Genomic DNA, 25,001 nt, shown 5'->3' with positions numbered 1-25,001 from the left:
TTCATTCTCCTGTTATGCAGCTGACGTGGTCTGAACGGGTAATGAAGCGCTTGCTTTCACGGTAATGTTGATTGCAAAGGATTTAAGCAAGTCAGCCGGGTTGGGTTCAGGTGGGCCTGATGACTTATACTCGGCCCTGCCTTTTCTGGCGTTGCAGTGTATTACATCAATAACTTACAGGAATCATTATGACGCCCGGTCCCATAACGACGCTATTTATCGCCATTGTGGTGTTGGTCATTGGCCAGCAGTGTGTCAAGCGCGTGCGTTTTTTACGAGAGTTCAATATACCGGTGCCGGTAGTGGGAGGACTTGTCGCAACGCTTGTTGTCACAGCGCTGCGAGCCTTCGGTATCGAAATCACCTTTTTCGGTGGGCTTCAGGAACCTTTCATGCTGCTGTTTTTCGCCTCGGTTGGCTTGTCGGCCAACTTTGGCCTGATTCGAGCGGGGGGCTCCAGGCTGCTGATTTTCTTCGCGCTCGTGGTGGGGCTGCTGGTGTTGCAAAACATCGTTGGGGTCGGCATTGCCACCCTGTTTGGACTGTCGCCGGTGATGGGGCTGCTGGGCGGCTCGATCACCATGTCCGGCGGGCATGGTACCGGCGCAGCATGGGCTGAGGTGTTCACCAATAATTATGGTGTGGAAAGCGCCATGGCACTGGCAATGGCGGCAGCAACCTTTGGTCTGGTGTTTGGCTCCCTGATCGGTGGGCCAACAGCGTCATTCCTGATCAGGAGGGCCAAAAGGAAAGGGCTCGTTATGGAGAGCGATGAGCAGGAAGATGTCGCTGACCTGACAGGCAAGGATGAGAGAACCGATGTCGGCAGCATGATTCGCGTGTTGTGCTGTCTCTTTGCGGGGCTTGTCACGGGCACTGCACTTCATGGGTTACTCGAGGATACCCCCTTCAGTCTGCCGACATTCGTATGGGTTCTTTTCTCCTGTGTCATTATCGGCAACTTCCTGCGTATCAGCCGCCTTTATCATGTCAATGATGATGCCAACAATACGGTCGGCAACGTGGCCCTTTCCGTGTTTCTCGCCCTGGCGTTGATGAACCTCAAGCTGTGGGATCTGGCCAACCTCGCACTACCGATGCTGGTCATTTTGATGGTGCAGGTAGCGCTGGTCTTTTTCTATACCACGCAGGTGACCTTCAGGGTCATGGGTGGTGGCTATGATGCCGCGGTGTTGGTGGCAGGCAACTGCGGTTTTGCCATGGGAGCCACACCGACAGCCATTGCTAACATGCAGGCAGTCACCGAGCGTTTCGGGCCTTCCCGATTAGCTTTCATTATTGTGCCGGTTGTTGGTGGATTCTTGATCGATATTGCCAATGCACTGATTATCAAGGGCTTTTTATTTTTCACATGAGGTCGCTGCCGGGTGGTCAGCCCGGCAGCAATTTTTTAGCACCTTCAATAAAGTCTTCTACCTCAACCATCTGAAAATATTCGCTGCTGCGTACAGCCCACTGAAAATAGCGGTCCCTGTCCGGGGCAAATAAGGGGATAAAGCCCTCCTTGCGATGTTTTTTTTTGATCTGTCGAGGGCGATCCCGTCGCGATAGGTCACTCATGGCATCCAATAGAAGTGCCTTGTGACGCTGCATTTTTTCATCAAGAGGAAAAAGATAGGGCGCTGGGCGCTGAAAGCAGGGCTTTCTTAGCGCCGGTGAGGGCGTCCATGCCGGTTGAAAGGCGGGCCCTGGAGGATGAGCATCACGGTAGTGATTGGCATAGAGTAAAATGCGTGCTGGTCTGTAACGACACTGCTCCAGTGCCCTGGCAAGCGCCAGTGCCGCCGCGCGGTGATCGGCGTGAGGATCATATTCAGGGTCTGTTACCAGTATCGTGGCAGGTTGCCAGTACTCGATCAGATGCTTGACATCCTCAATGATGTCATCACGACGTAGTGTTTCGACACTATCGCCTGGCAGAGAAAGAACGTTGAATCGTCTGGCCCGGGTAACAGGTAGTACAGGATCAACGACTGCATCATCATGCATGATTTCCCAACCATGCCCATCGGGCACGCCCAGCATCGAACAGTGTTCGACAGCAACACCGGAAAGAAGTGGCGTCACGGCACTGTTCCAGCTTCTGACCTCACCCTTGCGCCGTCGGGCGGTTGTCAGGTCATTATCCAGAGCCGCAATGTATTGCCGGTCCAGTTTGCGCAGCAGCTCACCTGCCGAGAGCGTCACGATGCGCGTCTGTGAGTCGTGTGCAGTATAAAGACCCCCTGCGGCAATTTCGGCATCATCCGGGTGCGGTGCGACAATCATGATGGGGCCGTCATCAAGCATTGGCCGAGAAGTGACCGTAATATCGCCGTTCGTATCCAAAGGTTTGCAGCCTCTGAATGACAGACTCAGGGAGCTGGTGAGCTCTTTTTTAGTCAGTAAAAAAGTCAGTGCTACCTGCTCATGTTGGCGATGCATCGAAAAGGGGATAACTTTTTCGCCAATATGCACGTTGATCTGAGGTAGCGAGAGTCGCCAGCGGCGATGCTTGATGCGACATGTCAGTTGAACTGTTAGCCGATCAGAATGGGCGATTGCCAATGATGCCAGGATGGCGTCAATGGGCGTGCTTTTACTTAGGGGGATGCTGGTGCTGATAGCATTCATGATGTCAGAGGAGCGCTATCGTGATGGGTCTGACCTTCATGCATGGCCATGATCTGACGTACCTGTCCAAGTAATTGATCTCCATATTGCTGAAGATCGTTAAAGCGGTTGGCATGGACAATGGCATGCTGCCGCATGTTATCCAGACGCTGCTGGTCTGTCGCGAGCATGCCGATCGTATCAGCCAGTCTTTGAGGGTCGATTACTGCAGGCGCTCTCAATTGATCGGTGTCGGGATCGTAAACCAGTTCTGGCAGCTGAGTCATGATATTGCTGCCGTAATAACGCCTTGGGTCATGCTCATAGGGTAGGGTAATACCACTGATACCCTCCCTGATGGTTTCAGGTAACCCATCCACACGACTGCCGATAACCGGGCATCCTGCGGCGCTGGCTTCCAGGCTGGCCATGCCGAACGACTCACGAATGGAAGGACACAGCGCAATATCCATTTTGCTGAAAAAATCCTGCGTATCGTTTACGAAGCCATGAAAATGGCAGGTCTTTGAAACACCAAGATCTTCAGCCAGTTTTTCCAGTGCAGCGCGTCTTGATCCATTGCCTGCAATATGAAGCTCAGCATTTACCCCTTGCCGATGAAGCAAGGCCAGCGTGTGAAGAGCAACGGTAACGCCCTTGATAGCCGTGAGTCTCCCGGCAAAAGCCAGTTTGAGGGGGCGGCCTTCGAGCGGCGAGCGACGTTCTAATGCGCTCATTCCGGTATTGCGAAGTGGATTTGGTACCACGGTAATCGCTTTATTGTTGATTCCCCACTTGAGCTCCAGCATGCGCCTGGCAGCATGTGACACACAAATGAAGCCATTCGCAGCGTTTAAAAAGCGTATCCCTTCCTCATCTGCTCTGTGGATCCAGCTCACGCCATGCTCGTAATGAATGTAGGGGACGCGATGCCTTGAAGAGCCTTGCAAGGCTGGATTTGGACGCAAGTTTGACCAGCTCAGGAAAACATCCGGTCGGGGAAGATGCTGCATGGCACGCTGAACATGCATTTGTCTTATGAATGCAGGGCTGGCAGGAAGTTTGAAGCTCTTCCAGTGTTTGTAATCAATCGCAGACAGGGAGGAAGGAAGCCTTTTTCTGACTTCCTGATGGATAGGTGCGCTTCGAAGTAAAGCGCTTTGTGTCAGGCCACGATGCGCCCACGCATTACTCAAACCTGCAAACAGAAGTTCTGCGCCACCCAGATTTTTCAAGCCGATATAGTGTGCGACGTGCATAAGTGTTTTTTAAAAGCCCGTTGTCTAATGCCAGGGTGTCTGAAAGGCTGGGAAAGTGTTAAATGATCTTAATGTTATCTTAATAAGTGGGCGGATTTTAATCAATATTTAAGCTTTGCCAGCAAAGGGGCTTTTTGGCGGCTCCTGGGGGATAAAAACTGCAGGCACAAAAAAGCCGCCTGCAGCAGCAGACGGCTTTCATGGATAGTGAATGGAGCGGGCGTTACCAGAGCATGCTGATCAGCATGTAGACCAGCAGCGTAATGATCACTGTGCCAGCAAGATTGAGAAACAGTCCGGCGCGAATCATGGACTGAATCTTCATCTGTCCGGTCGCAAATACGATGGCATTGGGCGGGGTTGCCACAGGCATCATGAAGGCGCAGCTTGCGGCAATGGCGGCCGGTACGGTGATCAACAGCGGCGAAAGCCCCAGTGAAATGGCCAGTGCGCCCAGCAAGGGTAAAAATGCAGCCGCAGTCGCTGTGTTGGAAGTCACCTCCGTGAGGAAAATGATGACCAGCACAACGATGGCAATTAACACGACCAGAGGGAAAATCGAGAAAAGCGATAGCTGCTCGGCAATCCAGGCCGCCAGCCCTGAACTCTGAATAATACCTGCCAGCGCCAGTCCGCCGCCAAACAGCAGCAGCACACCCCAGGGCAATGATGCCGAGCTTTCCCAGTCCATAAGCTTTTCTTTCCTGCGACTACCGGAAGGGGCAAGAAAAAGCCCAATACCCACCGCCATCGCGATGGTGGTATCACTGAGCCAGTCCAGGCCAAGGTTGTTAATAAGAGGACGAGTAATCCATGCAAAGGCAGCCACGAGGAAGGCAATGCCAACCCGCTTTTCGGCAGTGCTCATCTCTCCCAGCCTGGCAAGCTCCTCCTTGAGGAGGTTGCTGCCGGCATCCCCTTGCTCAATGTCAAAACCCTGTCGGGTCAGCCACCACCAGGCAAGCAGCATCATGGCTATCGATACGGGCAGACCCACGACCATCCATTGTGCAAAACCGATATCAATATCCTGATTATTGGACAGGTAACCAGCCAGCAGCGCGTTGGGTGGCGTACCTATCAGAGTCGCTACTCCGCCAATGCTTGCCGAGTAGGCGATCGCCAATAGCAGAGCCGTTGAGTATCGGCGTACTTCACTTTCATTGCTGGTGGACAGCAGGGCTATGACAGAGGTGCCGATGGGTAACATCATGATGGCTGTTGCTGTATTAGAGACCCACATGCTGATAAAACCGGTCGCCAGCATGAAGCCGCCAATCTGTTTTTTGGGGTCAGAGCCGACAACAATCAGAGTACGTAGCGCAATACGTCGATGCAGGTTCCAGCGCTGCATGGCAAGGCCCAGCAGGAAACCACCCAGAAAGAGGAAAATGATCGGATCAGCGTAGGCTGATGTCACGTCCTTGAGACCGCCGATGCCCATGGCAGGCGCCAGGATAATGGGAAGCAGAGAAGTGGCGGGTATGGGAATGGCTTCAGTTGACCACCAGGTCGCCATTAAAAGCGCCAGACCGATGCAGTGCCATGCACTTTCTGACATGCCACCTAGCGCGGGTACCATCAGTACCATCACAATCCATAGCAGACCCAGCCACAAGCCAATGACAGGTGCCTTGCCTGAAGAGGGCTTGTCAGTATCTGTCGTCGTGTCAGGCATCATTGGTTCTCGGCATCAGGGGTTGGATAAGGGAAAGGCAACCGATGGATCAGCATAAATCCTCGACTTTATTCATGTTTATAATGAAATATAAGACGATTGTATTTGCGCCTTTCGTCGATCATGAATACTGAAACACCTTACAGGGCAGTGTTCATTCAGCGGTTTATCCATTCAAGACAAAGGAAAGCACATGATTCTTGTCACCGGGGGTGCAGGTTACATCGGTTCGCATACGGTTCTGGCGCTACTGGAGGCTGGCCATGAGGTGCTGGTACTGGATAATTTCTGCAACGCCAACAAAAAGTCTCTGGAGCGGGTCGGTGCGCTAACCAATAGGGAAGTGCACTGGGTGGAAGGCGATATTCGTGATGAAGCCTTGCTTGATAATCTTTTCAGCCAGAACGAGATCGACTCGGTCATTCACTTTGCCGGACTCAAGGCCGTTGGCGAGAGTGTGCAGAAGCCACTTGCCTATTTCGATAACAACGTCAATGGCACCCTGGTGCTCTGTGAGGCCATGTCGCGCGCCGGTGTCAAAAAGATTGTTTTCAGCTCTTCAGCGACTGTTTATGGTGATCCTGCATCAGTACCCATTCGGGAAGATTTTCCTACTGCTGCCACCAATCCCTACGGCCGCTCCAAGCTGATGGTCGAAGAAATTCTGCGCGATCTTGTCGTATCCGATCCAGCGTGGCGCATTTCCGTACTGCGTTATTTCAATCCGGTAGGGGCCCACGACAGTGGTATGATCGGCGAAGATCCCAACGGTATTCCCAATAATCTGGTGCCCTTTGTGAGCCAGGTGGCGATTGGCCGTCGTGAGGTGCTGTCGGTTTTTGGCAACGATTACGATACCAGCGACGGCACCGGCGTTCGTGACTATATCCATGTCACGGATCTGGCGAAGGGGCATTTGATGGCACTCGACTATCTCTCTCGCCATGATGGTTTGCATACCTTTAACCTGGGAACCGGCAAGGGCTATAGCGTACTTGACGTGGTTCAGGCCTTTGAAAAGGCAAGCGGAAGGAAAGTGGCATATGAATTTCATCCGCGTCGGCCGGGAGATATTGCACGTTGCTATGCCGATCCGGCACATGCCGAAGAGGTACTTGGCTGGGTTGCCGAGTTTGATCTCGAGAAAATGATGGCAGATACCTGGCGTTGGCAACAAAAAAATCCAGAGGGCTACAGTACTTCAGAATCCTGATCCTGCATGAGGGCTCAGGGGCAACCAGGCTCGCCATCCCGGAATGGCTCATGCAGCGCTTCGTGATAGGATGATATTCAATCGGTAATCGATACCTGCTTTAAGGTGTTCTTGTTACTGGTGCCAGCGCACTGAGGAGTGATTCATCATTGCTGATGTCTGTTGCTACCAGTGACAACACTTTCGTGGATACTGCTGTTTGAGTGCTGCCTGAATGACAGAACATGCAAGACCTCTGGCCATTATTGCCATCCGCCAGGTGGAAAAAACGACAGGTGCCAGTCGAATTGCTCTTGCACAAGCTGAAGCCCTCGTCAGCGTGGGCTATCAGGTGGTGGTTATTGCTGAGCGAGGGACAGCCAGATTAATCGCCCATACTGGGGCGCGTTTGGTCAGAACATGGCGCTGGCCCTTCAAGGGTGCCTATCGACGTTTCTGGTTTAATCGTCGTGTGCAGGCATGGGCACGTCGCCATCGACCGGATCTGCTAATAAGTCACGGTGAAGTAGAAACGCCAGATGTGGTGTATTTACACAACTGTGTGCATCTGGCAAGTCAGGCCATACATGGTCGCGGGTTGCCCGAGCATCATGAAGTAGCTGCCATCCATGATCATGTGCTCAAGGGGGGCCGCTTTCGTCGCATAGCTGTCAATTCAAAAATGATGGGCCAGGATCTGACGGCCCGTTACGGCATTTCTCCTGACAGGATCGATATCAGTTATCCAGGATATGACCCTGAACAGTTCAACCCGAACCGCGCTCGCACCGATAGAGAAAAAACCCGCCAGTCACTGGGCGCTGCGTCGGGTGACTTCCTGATAGGCCTGGTGACTTCCGGTAATTTTAAAAAGCGTAACGTTGAAGGTTTCGTAAAGGTGGCAGCAGAGCTGAACCGGCTTATGCCTAAACGTTGCCGCTTCCTCGTCGTAGGCAAGGATGATGCTTCTCATTGGCAGCATCAGGCAAAAGCACTTGGTGTTGCCGAACAATTCGTCTGGCGCTCCACGGTAAGTGAAGTGGAAAAATTCTATGGGGCACTGGATATCTTCATGCTTCCTGCGCATATCGAAGAATTTGGCCTTGTTGCGCTGGAAGCCATGGCGTGTGGTACTCCGGTCATGCTGTCCTCGCGTGTTGGATGCGCAGAGCTTTTGGAAGATCGTTATCCTGAGCTCGTGCTTGATGCCATGGATACCTCCGGATGGACACAATGTGCCCAAAAGCTTCTCGATGACAGTGACCGACGCCAGGTATTAAGTGGCGAGTTATCAGCTCTGGCAAGGCATTATTCCCATGAGCAGCAGCAGGAGAAGTTGATTGCTGCGTTCCGGGCGCTTGGCGCTGAGTAAGCTGGCGAGCGCTATCTTCTTGTTCATTTGATATGCCAAAAACGAGTAGATGTGTTCTTGATATATCTCATCGTTCAATCCATGCCAAAGGGGTGATAATTATCGTGTCACAAACGTGGGCAATGGCGCTTTTATGCCTGGCCATCGTAATTGTTGGCGTTCTGCTGTTAATCATTTTGCGCATGTCCCGCGAGTTGCGTCGTCGCAGGCAGCGTCAGCTACAGGAGAAGGCGCAGGCCGAGTATCAGTGTCTGTCCAATCTCAATGTTATAGGCCGTGCCATGCAGGAAGGGCAGATGGACCTTGTGGAAGGGTGCCTGCGGGCCCGGGTTATCATTGATATTCTCGATGCAGGCTGGTGGCAGGATGACCAGCTGACAGTTATCGAACTTGTTAGTGACAGCACCGCTCATCTCCATACCCATCAGGCACGCTCAACACTTACAGCGCGTGACAGAATGCAGGAAGATCAACACAGGCTGCAGATTATCAGTCAACATGAAGAAGATATTCTAAAGGCGGCCCGGCAACTGATCAGCCGAACGCACCATGTTGCAATGCATTAATAAAATACTTTTTCAGGAAGATCCATTTTTTTGAAGTTCGACGCAGTTAACCTGAAATTTAATCAATACAATAATCAGGGTTTGACTTTCAGCGCTTTCAGTGCGAAAACAGTGTTCGAATACGTCACAATGGATTGCCAGTGACGCGTTTTTCATCATGGCATCGTGTGGCTGTTTCGAGAGACCAAAGCAGGGTGGTCACAAGATGGCTCAAATGCTCTTGATGTGCTTTTCTTGCCGGTCGAAGAAAAACTTTCTAGTGCCGTTGGCGTTGCCTATACTCGGAACCGCTTAGTAACAACATCGTTGCCCTAGCGTTGCAAAAAAGAAGGAGTCTTGCATGAATAAATCAACAACTGGCTTGCTGCTGGGATCCGCTCTCGTAATGGGTCTTGCCGGCTGCGCCAGCTCCGGTTCTCAATCTTCTGGTTCCCAAGCTTCCAGTGGTGATTCCTGGTACTCTTCTCCTTTCGTCTGCGGTCTGGCTGGTGGCCTGATCGGTGGTGGCCTCGGTTACGGTGTCAGCAGCAACGACGATGAAGAGACTGGCGCAGCCATTGGTGCTACTGCTGGCGCAACAGCAGGTGCACTGCTGTGTTCTGGCGGTGATAGCCGTGAACTCGATTCCGATAACGACGGCGTGCCGGATTCTCGCGACGAGTGCCCGAACACACCTGCTGGCGTTGCCGTTGATGCCAAGGGCTGCCCGATCGACACTGACGGTGATGGCGTGCCGGATTACCTCGACCAGTGCCCGGGTACTCCGGCTGGTGTAGAAGTCGATTCGCGTGGTTGCCCGCTGGATTCCGATGGTGACGGCGTGCCGGACTATCAGGATCAGTGCCCGAACACTCCGGCAGGAACTCAGGTCAACGCCCTGGGCTGCCCGGCAGCGCTGGTACTGCGTGACGTCAACTTTGAGTTTGACTCCGCGAAGCTGACTTCCAACGCCGAGCAGACACTGAACGACGTTGCCGAGAAGCTCAACAGCAACGAACAGGTTCGTGTACGTCTGGAAGGCCACACTGACTCCGTCGGTAGCGCTTCCTACAACAAGGATCTTTCACAGCGTCGTGCCAACTCCGTACGTGACTACCTTGCCTCGCAGGGTGTCTCCTCTGATCGCATGGAAGCCCTCGGCTTCGGTGAAGAGCGTCCGGTAGCCAGCAACGACACTGCTGAAGGTCGCGCTGAAAACCGTCGTACCGAAGTTCATCCGCTGGGTGACGATGGTCAGGTGATGGACCGTACTGGTCAGAATGGTGGTAACAATCAGTAATTTTTACTGATTTCCATCTGCAGGAGAGGGCGCTTCGGCGCCCTCTTTTTTATGTGACTTTTATGCAGGCGTGCAGGAAAGACATTCCTTGATTTACCTGTATCGACTGGACGCGATTCATTACTCTTTGTTAGTTTGCATTGCGGCTCGATAGCCTGATTCCCCACGCCTGCCAGTTCCATGACGCGTTTTCCGCGCCATGCTGACAATGTAATGCCTCAAGTGACTCCTGGTAGCGGTCACCACTGAAACAAGGAAGAATATTTATGCCCGTCGTTACGCTTCCTGATGGTAGCCAGCGTCAATTCGACTCTCCCGTCTCCATCATGGCGATCGCCGAGTCTATCGGTGCCGGCCTGGCCAAGGCTGCAGTAGCCGGCAAGATCGATGGACAGCTGGTTGATACAGCCGATGTCGTTGACCGTGACGCAGCTGTTTCCATCGTGACTGCAAAGGATCAGGAGGGCCTTGAGATTATTCGCCACTCCTGTGCACATCTGATCGGCCATGCCGTCAAACAGCTTTACCCTGAAGCCAAGATGGCCATCGGACCTGTCATCGATGAAGGTTTCTATTACGACATCGATTTTGGGCAGTCCATTTCAAGTGATGATCTTGAAAAGATCGAAAAGCGCATGCGCGAATTGATCGATGAAAGTTATGACGTTTCAAGGGAATATGTAGATCGCAATCAGGCCCTTGAGGCTTTTACAGCACGCGATGAGCCCTACAAGCAGGATATTGTTTCTCGAATTCCTGAAGGTGAAACCATCCGGCTGTACCATCATAAGGAATACACGGACATGTGTCGGGGACCTCATGTTCCCAATACCCGACACCTCAAGTCCTTCAAGCTTTTGAAGCTGGCCGGCGCCTACTGGCGAGGTGATGCGTCCAATACCATGTTGACGCGCATCTATGGCACTGCCTGGGCGGACAAGAAGCAGCTCAACGCTTATATCAAGCGTCTTGAAGAAGCGGAAAAGCGCGATCACCGCAAGATTGCTCGTCAGCTCAATCTCTTCCATCAGCAGGAAGAAGCGCCGGGCATGATTTTCTGGCACCCGCGAGGGTGGGCCATCTGGCAGGTGGTCGAGCAGTACATGCGCAATGTCTATCGTGACAGCGGCTATCAGGAGATCCGTTGTCCCCAGGTCATGGATGTCAGCCTGTGGAAGAAGTCCGGCCACTGGGACAATTACTCGGAAAACATGTTCTTTACCGAGTCGGAAAAACGTGAATATGCCCTCAAGCCGATGAACTGCCCGGGGCATGTCCAAGTGTTCAATTCGGGTTTGCACAGCTACCGCGAAATGCCTATCCGCTACGGAGAGTTTGGCGGCTGTCACCGTAATGAGCCTTCGGGTGCATTACACGGTATCATGCGAGTGCGCGCCTTCACTCAGGATGATGGCCATGTCTTTTGTACTGAGCAGCAGATCGAGCCGGAAGTGACCGCCTTCCATCGTCAGGCACTCAAGGTCTACGAAGATTTCGGTTTCAGCGATATTGACGTCAAGATTGCGTTGCGTCCTGAAAAACGCATTGGTAGCGATGAAGAGTGGGACAAGGCCGAGGGTGCGCTGCGTGCTGCGCTTACGGCCTGCGACGTGGAGTGGCAGGAGTTACCCGGTGAGGGTGCCTTCTATGGTCCGAAGATCGAGTATCATATGCGTGACTGCTTGGGACGTGAGTGGCAGGTAGGCACCATGCAGGTCGACTTCATGATGCCAGGGCGACTTGGTGCGCAATATGTCGGTGAGGATGGCAACCGCCACACCCCGGTTATGCTGCATCGTGCCATCATCGGCTCTTTTGAGCGCTTTATCGGTATTCTGCTGGAGCACCATGCAGGGGCATTGCCCTTGTGGCTTTCTCCAGAACAGGCTGTGGTACTTAATATCACTGATGCGCAGGCGTCCTACGCCACAGCATTAACCGAGCAGTTGCAACAAGCCGGTCTTCGTGTCAAGTCAGACTTGAGGAATGAGAAGATCGGTTTTAAAATTCGTGAGCATACACTCCAGAGAGTGCCTTATCTGCTGGTAGTCGGTGATAAGGAAGTGGAGTCGGATAGCGTTGCTGTCAGAACGCGGACTGGTGAAGATCTGGGAACGATGACAGTTTCTGATTTTCTCGCCAGACTCGATAACGAGCGCAGATAGCAGCTTTTCTTTTCAGCAATGGAGACTTGACGATCAAGCGAAATAACCAACGTGGGCGCCCTCAGGAAAAGCGCGCACCCATAAATGACCGCATTCGTGCGGATGAAGTTCGGCTTATCGATAGCGAGGGCGAGCAGCTGGGTGTTGTGCCCATGAATGAGGCGCTTGCCAAGGCTGAAGAGGCTGGGCTTGATCTCGTACAGATATCCAATGCCGATCCGATCGTTTGCAAGATCATGGATTACGGCAAGCATCAGTTTGAGCTGAAAAAGCAGAAGTCTGCTCAGAAGAAGAAGCAGAAGCAGATTCAGATCAAGGAAGTCAAATTCCGACCGGCAACTGATGAAGGCGATTATCAGGTCAAGCTTAAAAACCTGACGCGTTTTCTCGAAGAAGGCGACAAGGGCAAGGTTACCTTGCGTTTTCGCGGTCGCGAAATGGCGCATCAGGACATCGGACGCAAGCTCATGGAGCGTGTAGAACATGACTTGGGTGACCTTGCTGTTGTAGAATCGCGTCCGAAAATGGAAGGCCGGCAAATGATCATGATGCTGGCCCCCAGGAAAAAGTGATCCGCGGGCAATTTAACGAGCGTGTCTGCGCTATTTCGAAGCTTCAATGATAGCGCGGTATGCTGGCCTCGGGTTTTCTAAAAAATATCGTGCGGAGTTATTCTCATGCCGAAAATCAAGAGCAATAGCGGTGCGGCCAAGCGCTTCAAGCGTACTGCCAAGGGCTTTAAGCACAAGCAGTCCTTTCGCAGCCACATCCTGACCAAGAAATCGACCAAGCGTAAGCGTCAGCTGCGCGGTATGAAGCAGGTTCATGATGCCGATCGCCGTCTGATCGAGCGCATGCTCCCTTATATTTAAGTCGATTTTAACAACTGAAGTCAGGAGGTTTTCATGGCTCGTGTAAAGCGTGGTGTCGTCGCTCGCCGTCGTCACAAGAAGATTTTGAAGCAGGCAAAAGGGTACTACGGTGCTCGTTCGCGTACTTTCCGTGTTGCCAAGCAGGCGGTCATCAAGGCAGGTCAGTATGCCTATCGTGACCGTCGTCAGCGCAAGCGTCAGTTCCGTGCGCTGTGGATTGCACGTATCAACGCTGCAGCCCGCATTCACGGCATGTCCTACAGCCGCTTTATCAATGGTCTGAAAAAGGCCAATATCGAGATCGACCGCAAGATCCTTGCTGATCTGGCCGTTCACGAAAAGCAGGCTTTTGGCGCGATCGTCGAGCAAGCCAAGGCTGCCTGACGGTACGGGTGACCAATGTCACCTGCCGAAGTGCTACAAGGGAAGAGCCGTCGCTCTTCCCTTGTTTTTTTGTGCGACAACCATTTATCGTCAGACCCCTGATAACAGGATCAATCTGCAGAGCTTTCCTGGTATCTGCAATCTGCCGTTTTTCATGGAGCAGGACGGATGGAGCATCTCTCCACAGTAGTAGCAACGGCAACCGAAGCTATCGATGCTGCCGAAGATATCAGGGCACTGGAAGACATCCGTGTCCGCTATTTGGGCAAGAAGGGCGAAGTCACCGCCCTGTTGAAAGGTTTGGGGAAGCTGCCTGCACAGGAGCGCCCTGCTGCCGGGGAAGTGATCAATCAGGCAAGACAGCAGATTGAAGCCTCGCTGGAAGCTAAAAGAGCCGAGCTTGAAGCAAGTGCGATGGCCGCAAGACTTGCTGCACAAAAAGTGGACGTGACCCTGCCGGGTCGGCGTGAGTCGTCAGGTGGGCTTCATCCCATTACTCAAACGCTGCGGCGTATTGAGCAGTGCTTTGCCAATATTGGTTATGATATCGCTGAAGGTCCTGAAATCGAGGACGATTATCATAACTTCGAAGCATTGAATATACCGGCACACCATCCCGCGCGTGCCATGCATGATACCTTCTATTTTGATGCGCGCCATGTGCTGCGTACGCATACGTCACCGGTGCAGATTCGTACCATGGAGCACCAGGCCCCCCCGGTGCGTCTAGTGTGTTCAGGACGTGTGTATCGTAACGATTCCGATCTCACCCACAGCCCCATGTTCCACCAGGTAGAAGGGCTGTTTGTGGATGAAAATGTCAGTTTTGCTGATCTCAAGGGCACTATAGAGGCCTTTTTGAAAGCCTTCTTTGAGCGTGAACAGCTTGATGTGCGTTTTCGACCTTCCTATTTCCCGTTTACCGAGCCTTCAGCAGAGGTTGACATCCAGTGTGTCAACTGTGGTGGCAACGGTTGCCGCGTCTGCTCTCATACCGGTTGGCTGGAAGTGATGGGCTGCGGCATGGTGCATCCCAATGTGTTTGCCCATGTCGGCATTGATTCGCAGCGCTATAGCGGTTTTGCCTTTGGTATGGGCGTTGAGCGCCTGGCGATGCTGCGATACGGCGTCAATGACCTGCGTCTTTTTTTCGACAACGATCTGCGCTTTCTCCGCCAGTTCCAGTAATTCGTTTCGGTATAGCGAGGCAAGATGAAAGTTTCCGAACAGTGGCTGCGTCAATGGGTTGATGTAGCGCAGGATGTGCAGGCGATTGCCGATCAGATCACCATGGCAGGGCTGGAAGTTGATGCCATTGAATCGGTGTCAGCGGCGTTTTCAGGCGTGGTCGTTGCACAAGTCAACGAGGTTGCACAGCATCCTGACGCAGATCGTCTACGCGTCTGTCAGCTCGATGATGGTAGTGGTCATCTTCAACAGGTTGTATGCGGGGCTGCCAATGTGGCCGCCGGTCAGAGGGTGGCGCTGGCCAGGCCGGGTGCGATATTGCCCGGTGATTTTGCCATCAAGGAAGCAAAGCTCCGGGGTGTGGCGTCGCATGGCATGATCTGTGCCGAATCCGAGCTGGGGCTGGTCGAGGAGAAGTCCCCAGGCATCTGGGTGCTACCGGAAGATGCGCCGGTCGGCGAGGATATAAGGCAGTGGCTTGGGCTGGACGATCACAGTATTGATGTGGACCTGACCCCCAATCGCGGCGACTGTCTGAGCGTAATGGGTCTTGCGCGTGAGCTTGGCGTGCTCAATCGTCTTGAGGTCAAGGTGCCCGAGATGACACCCGTTGCTGCACAGATGGATGAGCGCTTCGAGGTTCGCCTCGACAATGGCGATGCCTGCCCACGTTACAGTGCGCGTGTCGTACGTGATATCGATGTCAGCACGCCTTCGCCTCTGTGGCTGACAGAACATCTTCGTCGCTGTGGCCTGCGCTCCATTGATATTGTGGTCGATATTACCAACTACGTGATGCTCGAGCTTGGTCAGCCCATGCATGCCTTCGATCTGGACCGGCTTCAGGGCCATATTGAAGTGCGAAATGCGCGTGCCGGCGAGACGCTGACGTTGCTCGATGGCCAGAACGTTCAGCTTGAGGACAATACCCTACTGATTGCCGATGCACATGGCCCGCTGGCCATTGCCGGCGTCATGGGCGGAGAGCGTTCGGGCGTCAACAGTGAGACACGTCATGTACTGCTGGAGTCGGCCTTTTTCGCACCGCTGGCTGTCGCTGGCAGAGCGCGCCAGTATGGCCTGCATACAGATGCTTCCCATCGTTTCGAGCGGGGTGTTGATCCAACGCTGCAGGTGCGTGCCCTCGAGCGTGCCACGAAGCTGCTTGTCGAGCTGGCAGGTGGGACCCCAGGACCGGTAATCGAACAGACGGATTCAAGGGCGCTGCCCGATACCTGTCAGGTCACGCTGAGCGCTGCACGTGTTAGTCGCATTCTGGGAATGACACTTGCCGATGACGAGATCAGCGATATCCTGTCGCGCCTTGGCATGACGCTGACCCCGCAGGAGAAAGGCGTCTGGCACGTCGGTATTCCTGCCTGGCGCTTTGATGTACGTCTGGAAGAAGACCTTGTCGAGGAACTGGCACGCGTTCACGGTTATAACCGTTTGCCTGTACGGTATCCGCAGGCAAACCTCGCGCCCCGTCGTGATGATGGCACGAAGGTCTCTCTTGATGTCATTCGCCAGCAACTGGTGGCCGGTGGGTATCAGGAAGCCATTACGTACAGCTTCGTCTCCGGTGAGTTGCAGCAGGCGCTGAATCCGGCTGTGGTGACGCCTACGCTTGCCAATCCCATTTCCAGCGATATGTCGGTCATGCGCTCAAGTCTCTGGGCAGGACTCAGCCGTGCGCTGGTGCACAATCTCAATCGTCAGCAACAGCGTGTTCGCCTTTTTGAAACGGGTCTGGTGTTCAATGGTGACATTGATACGCTGACGCAAAAGCCCATGCTGGGCGGCATGATTTGCGGTACGCGTGATCCGGAAGGATGGACAGCCCGAAAAGAGAAGGTTGATTTCTTCGATATCAAGGGCGATGTCGAACGTCTGCTGGCACTGGGCGGTGTTGAAAGCGAATGGCGCTTTGAGGCAGGCGAGCATGATGCCCTTCATCCGGGGCAATGTGCCCGGATCCTGCGCGGCGATCAGTGCGTTGGCTGGGTTGGTGCGCTGCATCCTGCAGTCAGGGAAAAGCTCGGCATCAAGCCTGAAGTATATGTCTTCGAGCTTGAGCTGGCCTCCCTGCAGCAGGGCAGACTTGCCGCATTCAGTCCCCTGTCTCGGCATCCGGAAGTCAGGCGTGATCTGGCGTTGCTGGTGGAGGAGGCATTGCCGGTGCAGTCGCTTCTGGACACGATTCATGAGCAGGCCGGAGATGCACTGACGGATCTACGCCTTTTTGACGTCTATCAGGGCGCGGGTGTAGAAGAGGGCCGCAAGAGCCTGGCACTGGGCTTGACCTGGCAGCATCCTTCGCGCACGCTGACAGATGCCGAGATCAATCAGACGATTGACAATATTGTGGCCGTTTCCTCGGAACGTTTTGGCGCGTTGCTGCGTAATTGAGTGCGGCGGCGGGATATTATCTCCTACAGGATGTCGGATAATGAGTGCGTTGACCAAGGCTGAACTGGCAGAGCATCTGCACACGTCGCTTGGATTTTCAAAGCGTGAAGCCAAAATGCTTGTCGAGCAGTTTTTTGACGAAATCCGGGGATGTCTCAGGGAAAACGAACAGGTAAAGCTGTCGGGCTTTGGTAATTTTGATCTGCGTGACAAGCGTGAAAGGCCTGGTCGTAATCCCAAGACGGGAGAGGAAATCCCTATCTCTGCACGCCGCGTTGTGACCTTTCGGCCGGGCCAGAAGCTCAAGGCTCTGGTGGAAGAACGCGACAAGGCATAGTCCCTCGCCGTATTTAAGGACATGGTCATATTTGTCGTTTAACGAAAAGCCCCGCTTGCTGGCGGGGCTTTTTTGTATGCCGGCAATGGGGAAGGCATCAAACGCGCTATGTTACCATTCCTCAAATTTAACACTGATGAGCATGAACCATGCCTGATATTGGAATTTATGTGGCCACCGTATATGGCGGCGCGCTGGATGTCGCAGAACAGATAGCCCCGCTGTTTGAGTCAGCAGGCTACGGTGTCAGTATTCATGAAACGCCAACGCTGACAAACCTTGTCGAACCACAGCCGGACCTGGCGATTTTTTGTATCTCCACGACAGGTCGAGGTGATTTTCCCGGTAACTTTACAAATTTAAGCAGTGCCCTTGAGCAGGAGCGTCCGTCACTTCAGGGGCTTCGATATGCTCTGATTGCCATGGGCGACAGCAGCTATGAAGAGAGCTTTTGTGGTGCCGGTCGCAAACTGGATACGCTGTTGACCGAGCTTGGGGCCAGTCGTGCAGGGGAGCGCCTGGAAGTGGATGCCTCGGAAACGCCCATGGCTGACGATGCGGCGCTGCCCTGGGCGGAGCAATGGCTGGCAGAGCATTCATGAGTCGTCAGGGATTGCTGACCAGTGGCGAGCGAATTTCCATTTTACTGGGGTTGGCCCTGACCATGCTGATGGCAGCACCCGGTTACTATATCGTTCGTGACAATGAACGACTGGTGCTGGTTTGCGCCGGTGTGGCGGCACTGGTCGTCGTCTCCGCCATACTATGGCAGCGCGCCTCAAGTAGCGTTAAAGGTAGCGCGCATCGATCGTTGAAACGGCTACTGCTATGGCTGGTGGCGGGTGTTGGTGCCACGGCACTCTGGCAGGTAATCATGGGGGAGCCGGCGTTCTGGTATCAATGGCTGCCCAGAGGCATGACCATAGGGCTTCTGCTTCATGCCCTTTATGGCTGGTGGCGCCCTGTCGAGCAGTAGCGCCACCAGTATGTGGATGCCGGGCTATGCGTTCAAGGTATAGCAGGGAACGTATTCACTGCCCGGCAGCTTCATGCGCCCCTGTGCCACGAAGGAAGTGAGCAGTTCATCAAGCGGCGCCATGAGCTCGCTTTCTGCGTTCAGGCGGAAGGGGCCATGGCGTTCGATGGCGCGTACCCCGTGCTCCTTGACGTTGCCCGCCACAATACCCGAGAAGGCACGACGCAGGTTGGCGGCCAGATCATGCACGTTCTGGCGGCGGTGAAGGGCCAGGCCGGCCATTGACTCGTGGTCCGGAATAAAGGGTTGCTGAAAGTCCTGCGGAATTTCCAGGCGCCAATTGAAGTAAAAGGCATCCTGATGCTGACGGCGAAACGCGGTTACTTCCTCGATGCCATCCCTCATGGCACGTGCCACACCGATGGGATCATCAATCATTATGCGGTAGTGCTTTTGTGCCTCCTCACCCAGGGTAAAGGCAATAAACTCGTCAATACGCCGGAAATAGTCGGCGCTGCTGGCGGGCCCGGTAAAGATGATCGGGAAGGGGATGTCAGCATTGTTGGGATGCAGCAATACGCCCAGCAGATAAAGAATTTCTTCAGCAGTACCCACGCCGCCGGGGAAGATAATGATGCCGTGTCCGACTCGAATGAAGGCCTCAAGGCGCTTTTCGATATCCGGCATGATCACCAGCTCGTTGACGATCGGATTGGGTGATTCGGCAGCAATAATACCCGGCTCCGAAATTCCCAGATAACGGCTGTTGCGACGACGCTGCTTGGCATGCGCCACATTGGCGCCCTTCATCGGCCCTTTCATGGCACCCGGGCCACAGCCCGTACAGATATCCATGTCGCGCAGGCCCAGATGGTAGCCGACCGACTTGCTGTAATCGTACTCTTCGCGTGAAATCGAATGTCCACCCCAGCAGACCACAAGATTGGGGTCGCGAGAGGGTTTCATGACGCCTGCATTACGCAGGATATGGAACACAGCGTTGGTGATGCCCTCGGCAGATTCGAGATCAAAGCGGCCATGCTTTTCGATTTCATTGGAGACATAGACCACATCACGCAGTACCGAGGAAAGCAGCTCGCGGATCCCGCGAATCATGCTGCCATCCACAAAGGCGTGCGCCGGAGCATTGCTGAGTTTCAGGCGGATACCCCGATCCTGCTGGATGACTTCAATGTCAAAGTCGTGATAGGTCTCAAGCACGCTGCAGCTGTCATCGACCATGGTGCCGTAGTTCAAAATCGCCAGTGCGCAGCGGCGCAGTACATCATGCATGCCGTTGGATGAGGTGTCCCGCAGGCGATTGACTTCCTGCTGGGAGAGTACTTCCAGACTGCCTTCCGGCGATATGGTGGCTGAAATTCGAGTCGCTTCTTTCATCCTCTTTGATATCCTTTTCTTGCAATCGACAAATGCCGGAGGCAGGCCCTGGCGGAATGTATCAGCTCGTCCGGCTTACGGCGCTCTGCCAGAGTTCTTCGATGCGCTGGCGGTCATCATCTTCCATGGCATCTTCCATGAAGGTACTTTCCAGCCATTGACGGTAGGTGACATCAAAATCCTCAGCGGTGACATCGCCTGGATCGTACTGCGCCATTTCCTGAACAAGTTCTATCTGGGGAATCATGTAGCCCAGCGCAAAAAGATCTTCATCGGCCGCCTCGGTTTCCATCAAAAGCAGTGTCTTCTTGATGGCTTCAGCGCGTTTCAGAAAGGGGTCGGACATGGTTGACCTTCAGTGACCAGCGGTGGCAGAAATGATGTCTCTGGATGCTAACATGGGAACCCGGCGAGCTCATGCGGGCTATAAAATTTTCTGATAAAGTAGCTGATCACGCCGTATCTGTCTGATCAGAAATGAAGATTTTTATTTGTCCTGGTCGCGCTACGGCCAGGGCGTCAGTGAGCTGATACCTCCTCATGTTTAATGCCCAGTATTTCAGAACCTTTATCACGCTGGTGGAAACAGGCAGTTTTACCCATACGGCACGCAAGCTGGAAATGACCCAGCCTGGCGTCAGCCAGCATATTCGAAAGCTTGAGCACTATCTCGACAAGAGCCTGCTGCTGCGTCATGGCCGGCGCTTTACCCTGACTGAAGCGGGCAGGCGTGCCTATGACTATGCCATTCGGCTTTTTGCCGAGCACGAGCAGTTCCGCCACGGGCTTGATGATGAGTCTCTCAGCAGCGGTAACTGCCGTATTGCCAGCCCTTCAAGCATCGGCTTGATGTTCTATCCCTTCTCACTGGGCTATCAGCAGGTCCATACCGGGTTGACCATCAGCTACAACCTTGCCTTCAATGCCGACATTGTCCAGGACGTGCTGGCCGGCCGTTATGATCTGGGCATCGTGACAGATATCACGCGCCACCCGGACCTTGACCATGAACTCTGGCACCATGAGCCGCTATGCCTGGTCGTGCCTACGGACTTTCGTGGCAACAGCCTTAACGAGCTGCTGGCACTGGGCTTTTTGAACTACTTTGACGGTGTCAATAACGCAAGCCAGGTACTGCGCGAGAATTACCCGAATGATTTTCGCTCGATCAGTCATTTCCCCCAGAAGGGCTATACCAATGATGTGGCTGTCGTGCTGGATGCGGTCGCGCGTGGCCTTGGGTTCACTGTTGTGTCGCGCCCGGTGCTTGAAACCTCGCCCTGGCAGCGTCAGGTGCAGGAAGTACCGCTGTCAGTACCGGTTTATGAATCCCTTTATGTATTAACGCGCAGGGGAACCGAGCTGCCCCGTCGTTATCGTCAGTTGCTCGATGAGTTTCGCGAGCAGCGCCGCAATGCGCTTTATGGCTATGAGGCGCCTGTCGACATGATCTGTGAAGAAAGCAGCGTTCAACGATAGTCTGCAGCAGGGCATTCAGCGCATGAATTCGCCTTTCTGAAGCGCTACAGGTAAACCCGACCCAGGGCACCGGCAGATTCAGGCCACCAAAATGTGTTTTATTGTGGTGGCCTGATGCATCAGGGGTGCTCAATCACGATAGTCATCAATGCTTGGGCAGCTGCAGATCAGATTGCGATCGCCGTAGACGTTGTCGACCCGGTTGACGCTGGGCCAGAACTTGGCCGATTTTGTCGCCTGGGTAGGAAAGGCGGCCTGCTCGCGTGAATAAGGGTAGGGCCATTCATCGCGGTACAGGTCCTGTTGCGTATGCGGGGCATTGATTAGTACGTTGTTATCGCGTGCCGCGTCACCCTGCTCGATGGCGCGAATCTCTTCACGAATGGCGATCATGGCCTCGCAGAAACGGTCCAGTTCCTGGCGCGATTCGGACTCGGTTGGCTCGATCATGAGGGTGCCTGCTACCGGAAAGGACATGGTCGGGGCATGAAAGCCGTAATCCATCAGGCGCTTGGCAATATCCTCTTCATCGATGCCGCTGGTGGCCTTGAGCGGACGAATGTCGATGATGCACTCATGGGCCACATGTCCCTCTTTACCACGATAGAGCACGCTGTAGTGCTCACTCAAGCGATGCGCGATGTAGTTGGCATTCAGGATGGCGTTTTCGCTGGCCTCGCGCAGCCCTCGTGCCCCCATCATGACAATGTAGGCCCATGAAATGGGCAGGATCAGCGCGCTGCCAAAAGCGGCCGCGGAGACGGCAGTGCCGGTTTCAAAGTGCGTATGACCCGGACGGTGGACATGACCCGGCAGATAGTCCGCCAGATGGGCCTTGACGCCGATTGGACCCATACCCGGGCCACCGCCACCGTGGGGAATACAAAACGTCTTGTGCAGATTGAGATGCGAGACGTCGCCGCCATAGTCGCCCGGCCGACACAGGCCGACCTGGGCATTCATGTTGGCGCCATCGATATACACCTGCCCGTCGTGCTGGTGCACGATGTCGCATGCCTTGCGAATGCCTTCCTCGAACACACCATGGGTCGAAGGGTAGGTCAGCATGATGGCCGACAGTTCATCACTGTGTTTTTCGGCCTTTGCCTGTAGATCGTTGAGATCAATGTTGCCGTTGGCATCGCATTCCACTACCACCACCTTCATGCTGGTCATGGCCGCCGATGCCGGATTGGTGCCGTGCGCCGATGACGGAATCAGGCAGATGTGCCGGTGCCCCTGATCGATCGACTGCTGATAGCGGCGAATGGCCAGAAGGCCGGCATACTCGCCCTGCGCCCCGGAGTTGGGCTGCATGGAGATGGCATCGTAACCGGTTACTTCAATCAGATAGTCACCCAGTTCGCCGATCATCGTCATGTAGCCCGACACCTGTTCCTCGGGTGCAAAGGGATGAATATCGGCGCACTCGGTCCATGACAGCGGGACCATTTCACTGGTGGCATTGAGCTTCATGGTGCATGAACCCAACGGGATCATGGCGTGCGTAAGCGACAGGTCGCGATTTTCAAGACGCTTCAGGTAGCGCAGCATCTCGGTTTCGCTGTGATAGCGCGAGAAGGTCGGGTGTGTCAGAAAATCCGACTGGCGCAGGCAGGCTTCGGGCAGCTGGTGACCGGCCAGGCGAAGCTCACGGTCAATATCTGCGACATCACGTCCATGCTGTTCACCCAGCAGGATAGTGAAAAGCGCCTCGAGATCTTCTGGCGTGGTGGTCTCATCCAGACTGATGCCCACGCGGCCATCTTCTCGGTAGCGCAGGTTGTGACCGGCTGCTTCGGCACGATGACGCAGTGCTGATGGCTTATCAACACGCAGCGTGAGCGTATCGAAGAAGTGCTCGTTTTCAACGCTGACACTGCTGTCTGCCAGACCGCTGGCCAGAATGCAGGCCATCCGATGGACGCGTGTCGCAATGGTGCGAATACCCTCGGGGCCATGATAGACCGCATAAAAACCTGCAATATTGGCCAGCAGTGCCTGAGCCGTACAAATATTGGACGTCGCCTTTTCGCGACGGATGTGCTGCTCACGCGTCTGCATCGCCATGCGCAGGGCGGGCTTGCCGTGACGGTCGCGGGAAACGCCGATTACACGTCCGGGCATGGCGCGCTTGAGATCATCGTTGACGGCAAAAAAGGCGGCATGCGGGCCACCAAAGCCCATGGGTACACCAAATCGCTGGGCTGACCCTAGAGCGATATCGGCGCCCATCTCTCCGGGCGTCTTCAAAAGCGCCAGAGCCAGCAGATCAGTGGCGATGGCAACCATGACATGACGTTCATGGGCGCGTTCGATGAGTGCGCCGAGATCCGTCACGTTGCCATCCTCGGCCGGATATTGCAGCAGTGCGCCGAAGACATCGTACTGATCAAGCCGCTCGGCACTGTCCACGATTACTTCAAGACCAAGCCAGCGGGCACGCGTACGCACGACGTCCAGCGTCTGCGGAAAGACGTGGTCGGCCACAAAAAAGGCCGAGCTTTTGTTTTTTCGATTGGCACGTTTACACAGCGCCATGGCCTCGGCCGCTGCAGTCGCTTCATCCAGCAATGAGGCGTTGGCCAGCGCCATGCCGGTCATGTCCATGACCATCTGCTGGAAGTTGAGAAGCCCTTCAAGACGTCCCTGAGCAATCTCGGGCTGATAGGGCGTATATGCCGTGTACCAGCCCGGGTTTTCCAGCACATTGCGCGCAATGACGGCAGGCATCACGGTACCGTAATAACCGGTCCCAATATGGTTTCTCATGACCTGGTTGGTATTCATGAGACGGCGCAGACGTGTCAGCGCTGACAGCTCAGAAACGGGTTCAGCCAGATTCAGCTCGCCCTCAAGGCGAATGTCGTGAGGAATGGCATGCGAAATCAGTTCGGCCATCGTATCGGCGCCAAGTGCCTTGAGCATATGGTGGCGTGCCGTGGCATCGACCCCGATATGACGGGCAATAAACGCATCATGCACAAGGAGTTCGTCCAGCGAGCGAGAATCAGCGGCCATGAGATATCCGTAGGATGAAGTGTCAGAAAGTGTCACAGCAGGGCACGGCCGGTAGATGGTCGAGCGACGATCAGGTGATCCTTTCTGACAACAGCGAGGAGGTCAGCCTCGTGGTGTCAGTAAAAAACGCTATCAGTCGTTTGCTTCGTTGGCGACAAGCTCGGTATAGCTGTCGGCATCCATCAGTGATTCGAGTTCATCGGGCTCTGCCAGACGAATCTTGATCAGCCAGGCATCGTCATAGGGGCTTTCATTGAGACTTTCCGGCGCGTCTTCGAGCAGCGTATTGATACCAATAACTTCGCCGCTCAAGGGGGCGTAAAGGTCGGAGGCAGCCTTGACTGATTCAACCACACCGAACTCCTCACCGGTGGTGATAGTGCTGCCAACCTCGGGAAGCTCCACGAATACCACATCGCCAAGGGCGTGTTGAGCATGGTCGGTGATGCCGATGGTGACCGTACCATCGCCATTGTCCTGGACCCATTCGTGGCTGTCCGAATAGCGGAGATTAGTGGGGATCTGGCTCATATTATATGTCCTGTTCAATGCCAAGATGACGGATGGCGAAACATCCCGGAGATAACGAGGCTGACCTGCCTATAGGGTGGCTTCAGCCAGCTTGCTCGTCCACTGCTGATTGCGGGCCGGGGGGTTTGTTATGCCGGCGTGTTTCCGATCGGAAACTTTTTGCTTATCGTAACGTTGCCAATCAAGGACTAAAAGGGGCTGGCACGAAAAACCTCTGCCTTCGGCAAGGCTTGTCATGACATTGGCAGGGCCAGCCTGTAAATTTTCATGACTCGCCGGCGT

22 protein-coding genes are annotated in these 25,001 nt (G+C 54.3%); 15 read left to right on the top strand and 7 right to left on the bottom strand.

Going from position 1 to position 25,001, the window contains the following annotated elements; translation table 11 throughout:
* Window positions 1–188 precede the first annotated feature (188 nt).
* On the top strand, window positions 189–1,376 hold the full coding sequence (gene gltS, locus IE123_RS05420; RefSeq protein ID WP_189515761.1) for a sodium/glutamate symporter: 1,188 nt from the start codon (window positions 189–191) through the stop codon (window positions 1,374–1,376).
* Window positions 1,377–1,392: 16 nt separating this feature from the next.
* On the opposite strand, the gene IE123_RS05415 is transcribed toward gltS, so the two are convergent.
* The 3 genes from IE123_RS05415 to IE123_RS05405 form a co-directional block, all read right to left on the bottom strand.
* The gene (locus IE123_RS05415) at window positions 1,393–2,634 is read right to left on the bottom strand and encodes a PIG-L family deacetylase (RefSeq protein ID WP_189515759.1); all 1,242 of its coding nucleotides are present in this window, start codon (window positions 2,632–2,634) and stop codon (window positions 1,393–1,395) included.
* Window positions 2,631–3,848, bottom strand: coding sequence for a glycosyltransferase family 4 protein (locus IE123_RS05410; RefSeq protein ID WP_189515757.1), 1,218 nt, complete (start codon window positions 3,846–3,848; stop codon window positions 2,631–2,633). Before IE123_RS05410 ends, IE123_RS05415 begins: the two co-directional genes overlap by 4 nt.
* 247 nt (window positions 3,849–4,095) lie before the next feature.
* Entirely contained in the window at window positions 4,096–5,550 is a 1,455-nt protein-coding gene (locus IE123_RS05405; protein ID WP_189515960.1) for an SLC13 family permease, read from the bottom strand.
* A gap of 193 nt (window positions 5,551–5,743) precedes the next feature.
* Here IE123_RS05405 and galE point away from each other — a divergent pair, with 193 nt between their 5' ends.
* The 13 genes from galE (at window position 5,744) to IE123_RS05340 (ending at window position 18,290) form a co-directional block, all read left to right on the top strand.
* Window positions 5,744–6,763 carry a UDP-glucose 4-epimerase GalE gene (gene galE, locus IE123_RS05400; protein ID WP_189515754.1) on the top strand — a complete coding sequence of 340 codons (1,020 nt, stop codon included), beginning with the start codon at window positions 5,744–5,746 and terminating at the stop codon, window positions 6,761–6,763.
* Window positions 6,764–6,977: 214 nt separating this feature from the next.
* Window positions 6,978–8,114 (top strand): glycosyltransferase family 4 protein, encoded by a 1,137-nt coding sequence (locus IE123_RS05395; RefSeq protein WP_189515752.1) that lies wholly within the window; start codon window positions 6,978–6,980, stop codon window positions 8,112–8,114.
* A gap of 32 nt (window positions 8,115–8,146) precedes the next feature.
* Complete coding sequence (locus tag IE123_RS05390; RefSeq protein WP_189515751.1) at window positions 8,147–8,680, top strand: DUF2489 domain-containing protein; 534 nt, start codon at window positions 8,147–8,149, stop codon at window positions 8,678–8,680.
* Between the two features lie 340 nt (window positions 8,681–9,020).
* The gene (locus IE123_RS05385; protein ID WP_189515749.1) at window positions 9,021–9,959 is read left to right on the top strand and encodes an OmpA family protein; all 939 of its coding nucleotides are present in this window, start codon (window positions 9,021–9,023) and stop codon (window positions 9,957–9,959) included.
* Between the two features lie 266 nt (window positions 9,960–10,225).
* Window positions 10,226–12,124 (top strand): threonine--tRNA ligase, encoded by a 1,899-nt coding sequence (thrS, locus tag IE123_RS05380; RefSeq protein ID WP_189515747.1) that lies wholly within the window; start codon window positions 10,226–10,228, stop codon window positions 12,122–12,124.
* Window positions 12,125–12,150: 26 nt separating this feature from the next.
* Window positions 12,151–12,696 carry a translation initiation factor IF-3 gene (gene infC, locus IE123_RS05375; RefSeq protein WP_189515745.1) on the top strand — a complete coding sequence of 182 codons (546 nt, stop codon included), beginning with the start codon at window positions 12,151–12,153 and terminating at the stop codon, window positions 12,694–12,696.
* A gap of 105 nt (window positions 12,697–12,801) precedes the next feature.
* The gene (gene rpmI, locus IE123_RS05370; protein WP_189515742.1) at window positions 12,802–12,996 is read left to right on the top strand and encodes a 50S ribosomal protein L35; all 195 of its coding nucleotides are present in this window, start codon (window positions 12,802–12,804) and stop codon (window positions 12,994–12,996) included.
* Between the two features lie 33 nt (window positions 12,997–13,029).
* Window positions 13,030–13,380: a 50S ribosomal protein L20 gene (gene rplT / locus IE123_RS05365; protein WP_189515741.1), complete on the top strand. Its 351-nt coding sequence runs from the start codon at window positions 13,030–13,032 to the stop codon at window positions 13,378–13,380.
* A 168-nt stretch (window positions 13,381–13,548) separates the two neighbouring features.
* Window positions 13,549–14,568, top strand: coding sequence for a phenylalanine--tRNA ligase subunit alpha (pheS, locus tag IE123_RS05360; RefSeq protein ID WP_189515738.1), 1,020 nt, complete (start codon window positions 13,549–13,551; stop codon window positions 14,566–14,568).
* A gap of 24 nt (window positions 14,569–14,592) precedes the next feature.
* Window positions 14,593–16,977: a phenylalanine--tRNA ligase subunit beta gene (gene pheT / locus IE123_RS05355; RefSeq protein WP_189515736.1), complete on the top strand. Its 2,385-nt coding sequence runs from the start codon at window positions 14,593–14,595 to the stop codon at window positions 16,975–16,977.
* Window positions 16,978–17,017: 40 nt separating this feature from the next.
* Window positions 17,018–17,314, top strand: a complete 297-nt coding sequence (locus IE123_RS05350) for an integration host factor subunit alpha (protein ID WP_086622906.1) — start codon at window positions 17,018–17,020, stop codon at window positions 17,312–17,314.
* A gap of 149 nt (window positions 17,315–17,463) precedes the next feature.
* On the top strand, window positions 17,464–17,916 hold the full coding sequence (locus tag IE123_RS05345; protein ID WP_189515734.1) for a flavodoxin domain-containing protein: 453 nt from the start codon (window positions 17,464–17,466) through the stop codon (window positions 17,914–17,916).
* Window positions 17,913–18,290, top strand: coding sequence for a hypothetical protein (locus IE123_RS05340; protein WP_189515732.1), 378 nt, complete (start codon window positions 17,913–17,915; stop codon window positions 18,288–18,290). Before IE123_RS05345 ends, IE123_RS05340 begins: the two co-directional genes overlap by 4 nt.
* A 24-nt stretch (window positions 18,291–18,314) precedes the next feature.
* Here the strand turns inward: IE123_RS05340 and ppnN are convergent, their stop codons facing one another.
* Window positions 18,315–19,688, bottom strand: coding sequence for a nucleotide 5'-monophosphate nucleosidase PpnN (gene ppnN / locus IE123_RS05335; protein WP_308430187.1), 1,374 nt, complete (start codon window positions 19,686–19,688; stop codon window positions 18,315–18,317).
* Between the two features lie 61 nt (window positions 19,689–19,749).
* The gene (locus IE123_RS05330; protein ID WP_189515730.1) at window positions 19,750–20,034 is read right to left on the bottom strand and encodes a YfcL family protein; all 285 of its coding nucleotides are present in this window, start codon (window positions 20,032–20,034) and stop codon (window positions 19,750–19,752) included.
* A 194-nt stretch (window positions 20,035–20,228) separates the two neighbouring features.
* Here IE123_RS05330 and IE123_RS05325 point away from each other — a divergent pair, with 194 nt between their 5' ends.
* Window positions 20,229–21,167 carry a LysR family transcriptional regulator gene (locus tag IE123_RS05325; protein WP_189515728.1) on the top strand — a complete coding sequence of 313 codons (939 nt, stop codon included), beginning with the start codon at window positions 20,229–20,231 and terminating at the stop codon, window positions 21,165–21,167.
* Between the two features lie 129 nt (window positions 21,168–21,296).
* On the opposite strand, the gene gcvP is transcribed toward IE123_RS05325, so the two are convergent.
* Together gcvP and gcvH are read right to left on the bottom strand one after the other, a co-directional pair.
* Window positions 21,297–24,188 (bottom strand): aminomethyl-transferring glycine dehydrogenase, encoded by a 2,892-nt coding sequence (gcvP, locus tag IE123_RS05320; RefSeq protein WP_189515726.1) that lies wholly within the window; start codon window positions 24,186–24,188, stop codon window positions 21,297–21,299.
* 132 nt (window positions 24,189–24,320) lie between these two features.
* A complete protein-coding gene (gene gcvH, locus IE123_RS05315; RefSeq protein WP_189515723.1) occupies window positions 24,321–24,719 on the bottom strand; it encodes a glycine cleavage system protein GcvH in 399 nt (132 codons plus the stop codon).
* Window positions 24,720–25,001 lie beyond the last annotated feature (282 nt).

It is taken from the genome of Kushneria pakistanensis (assembly GCF_014652795.1).
GTDB classification, from domain to species: Bacteria; Pseudomonadota; Gammaproteobacteria; order Pseudomonadales; family Halomonadaceae; genus Kushneria; species Kushneria pakistanensis.
This window is presented reverse-complemented; position numbering and strand designations above follow the sequence as displayed.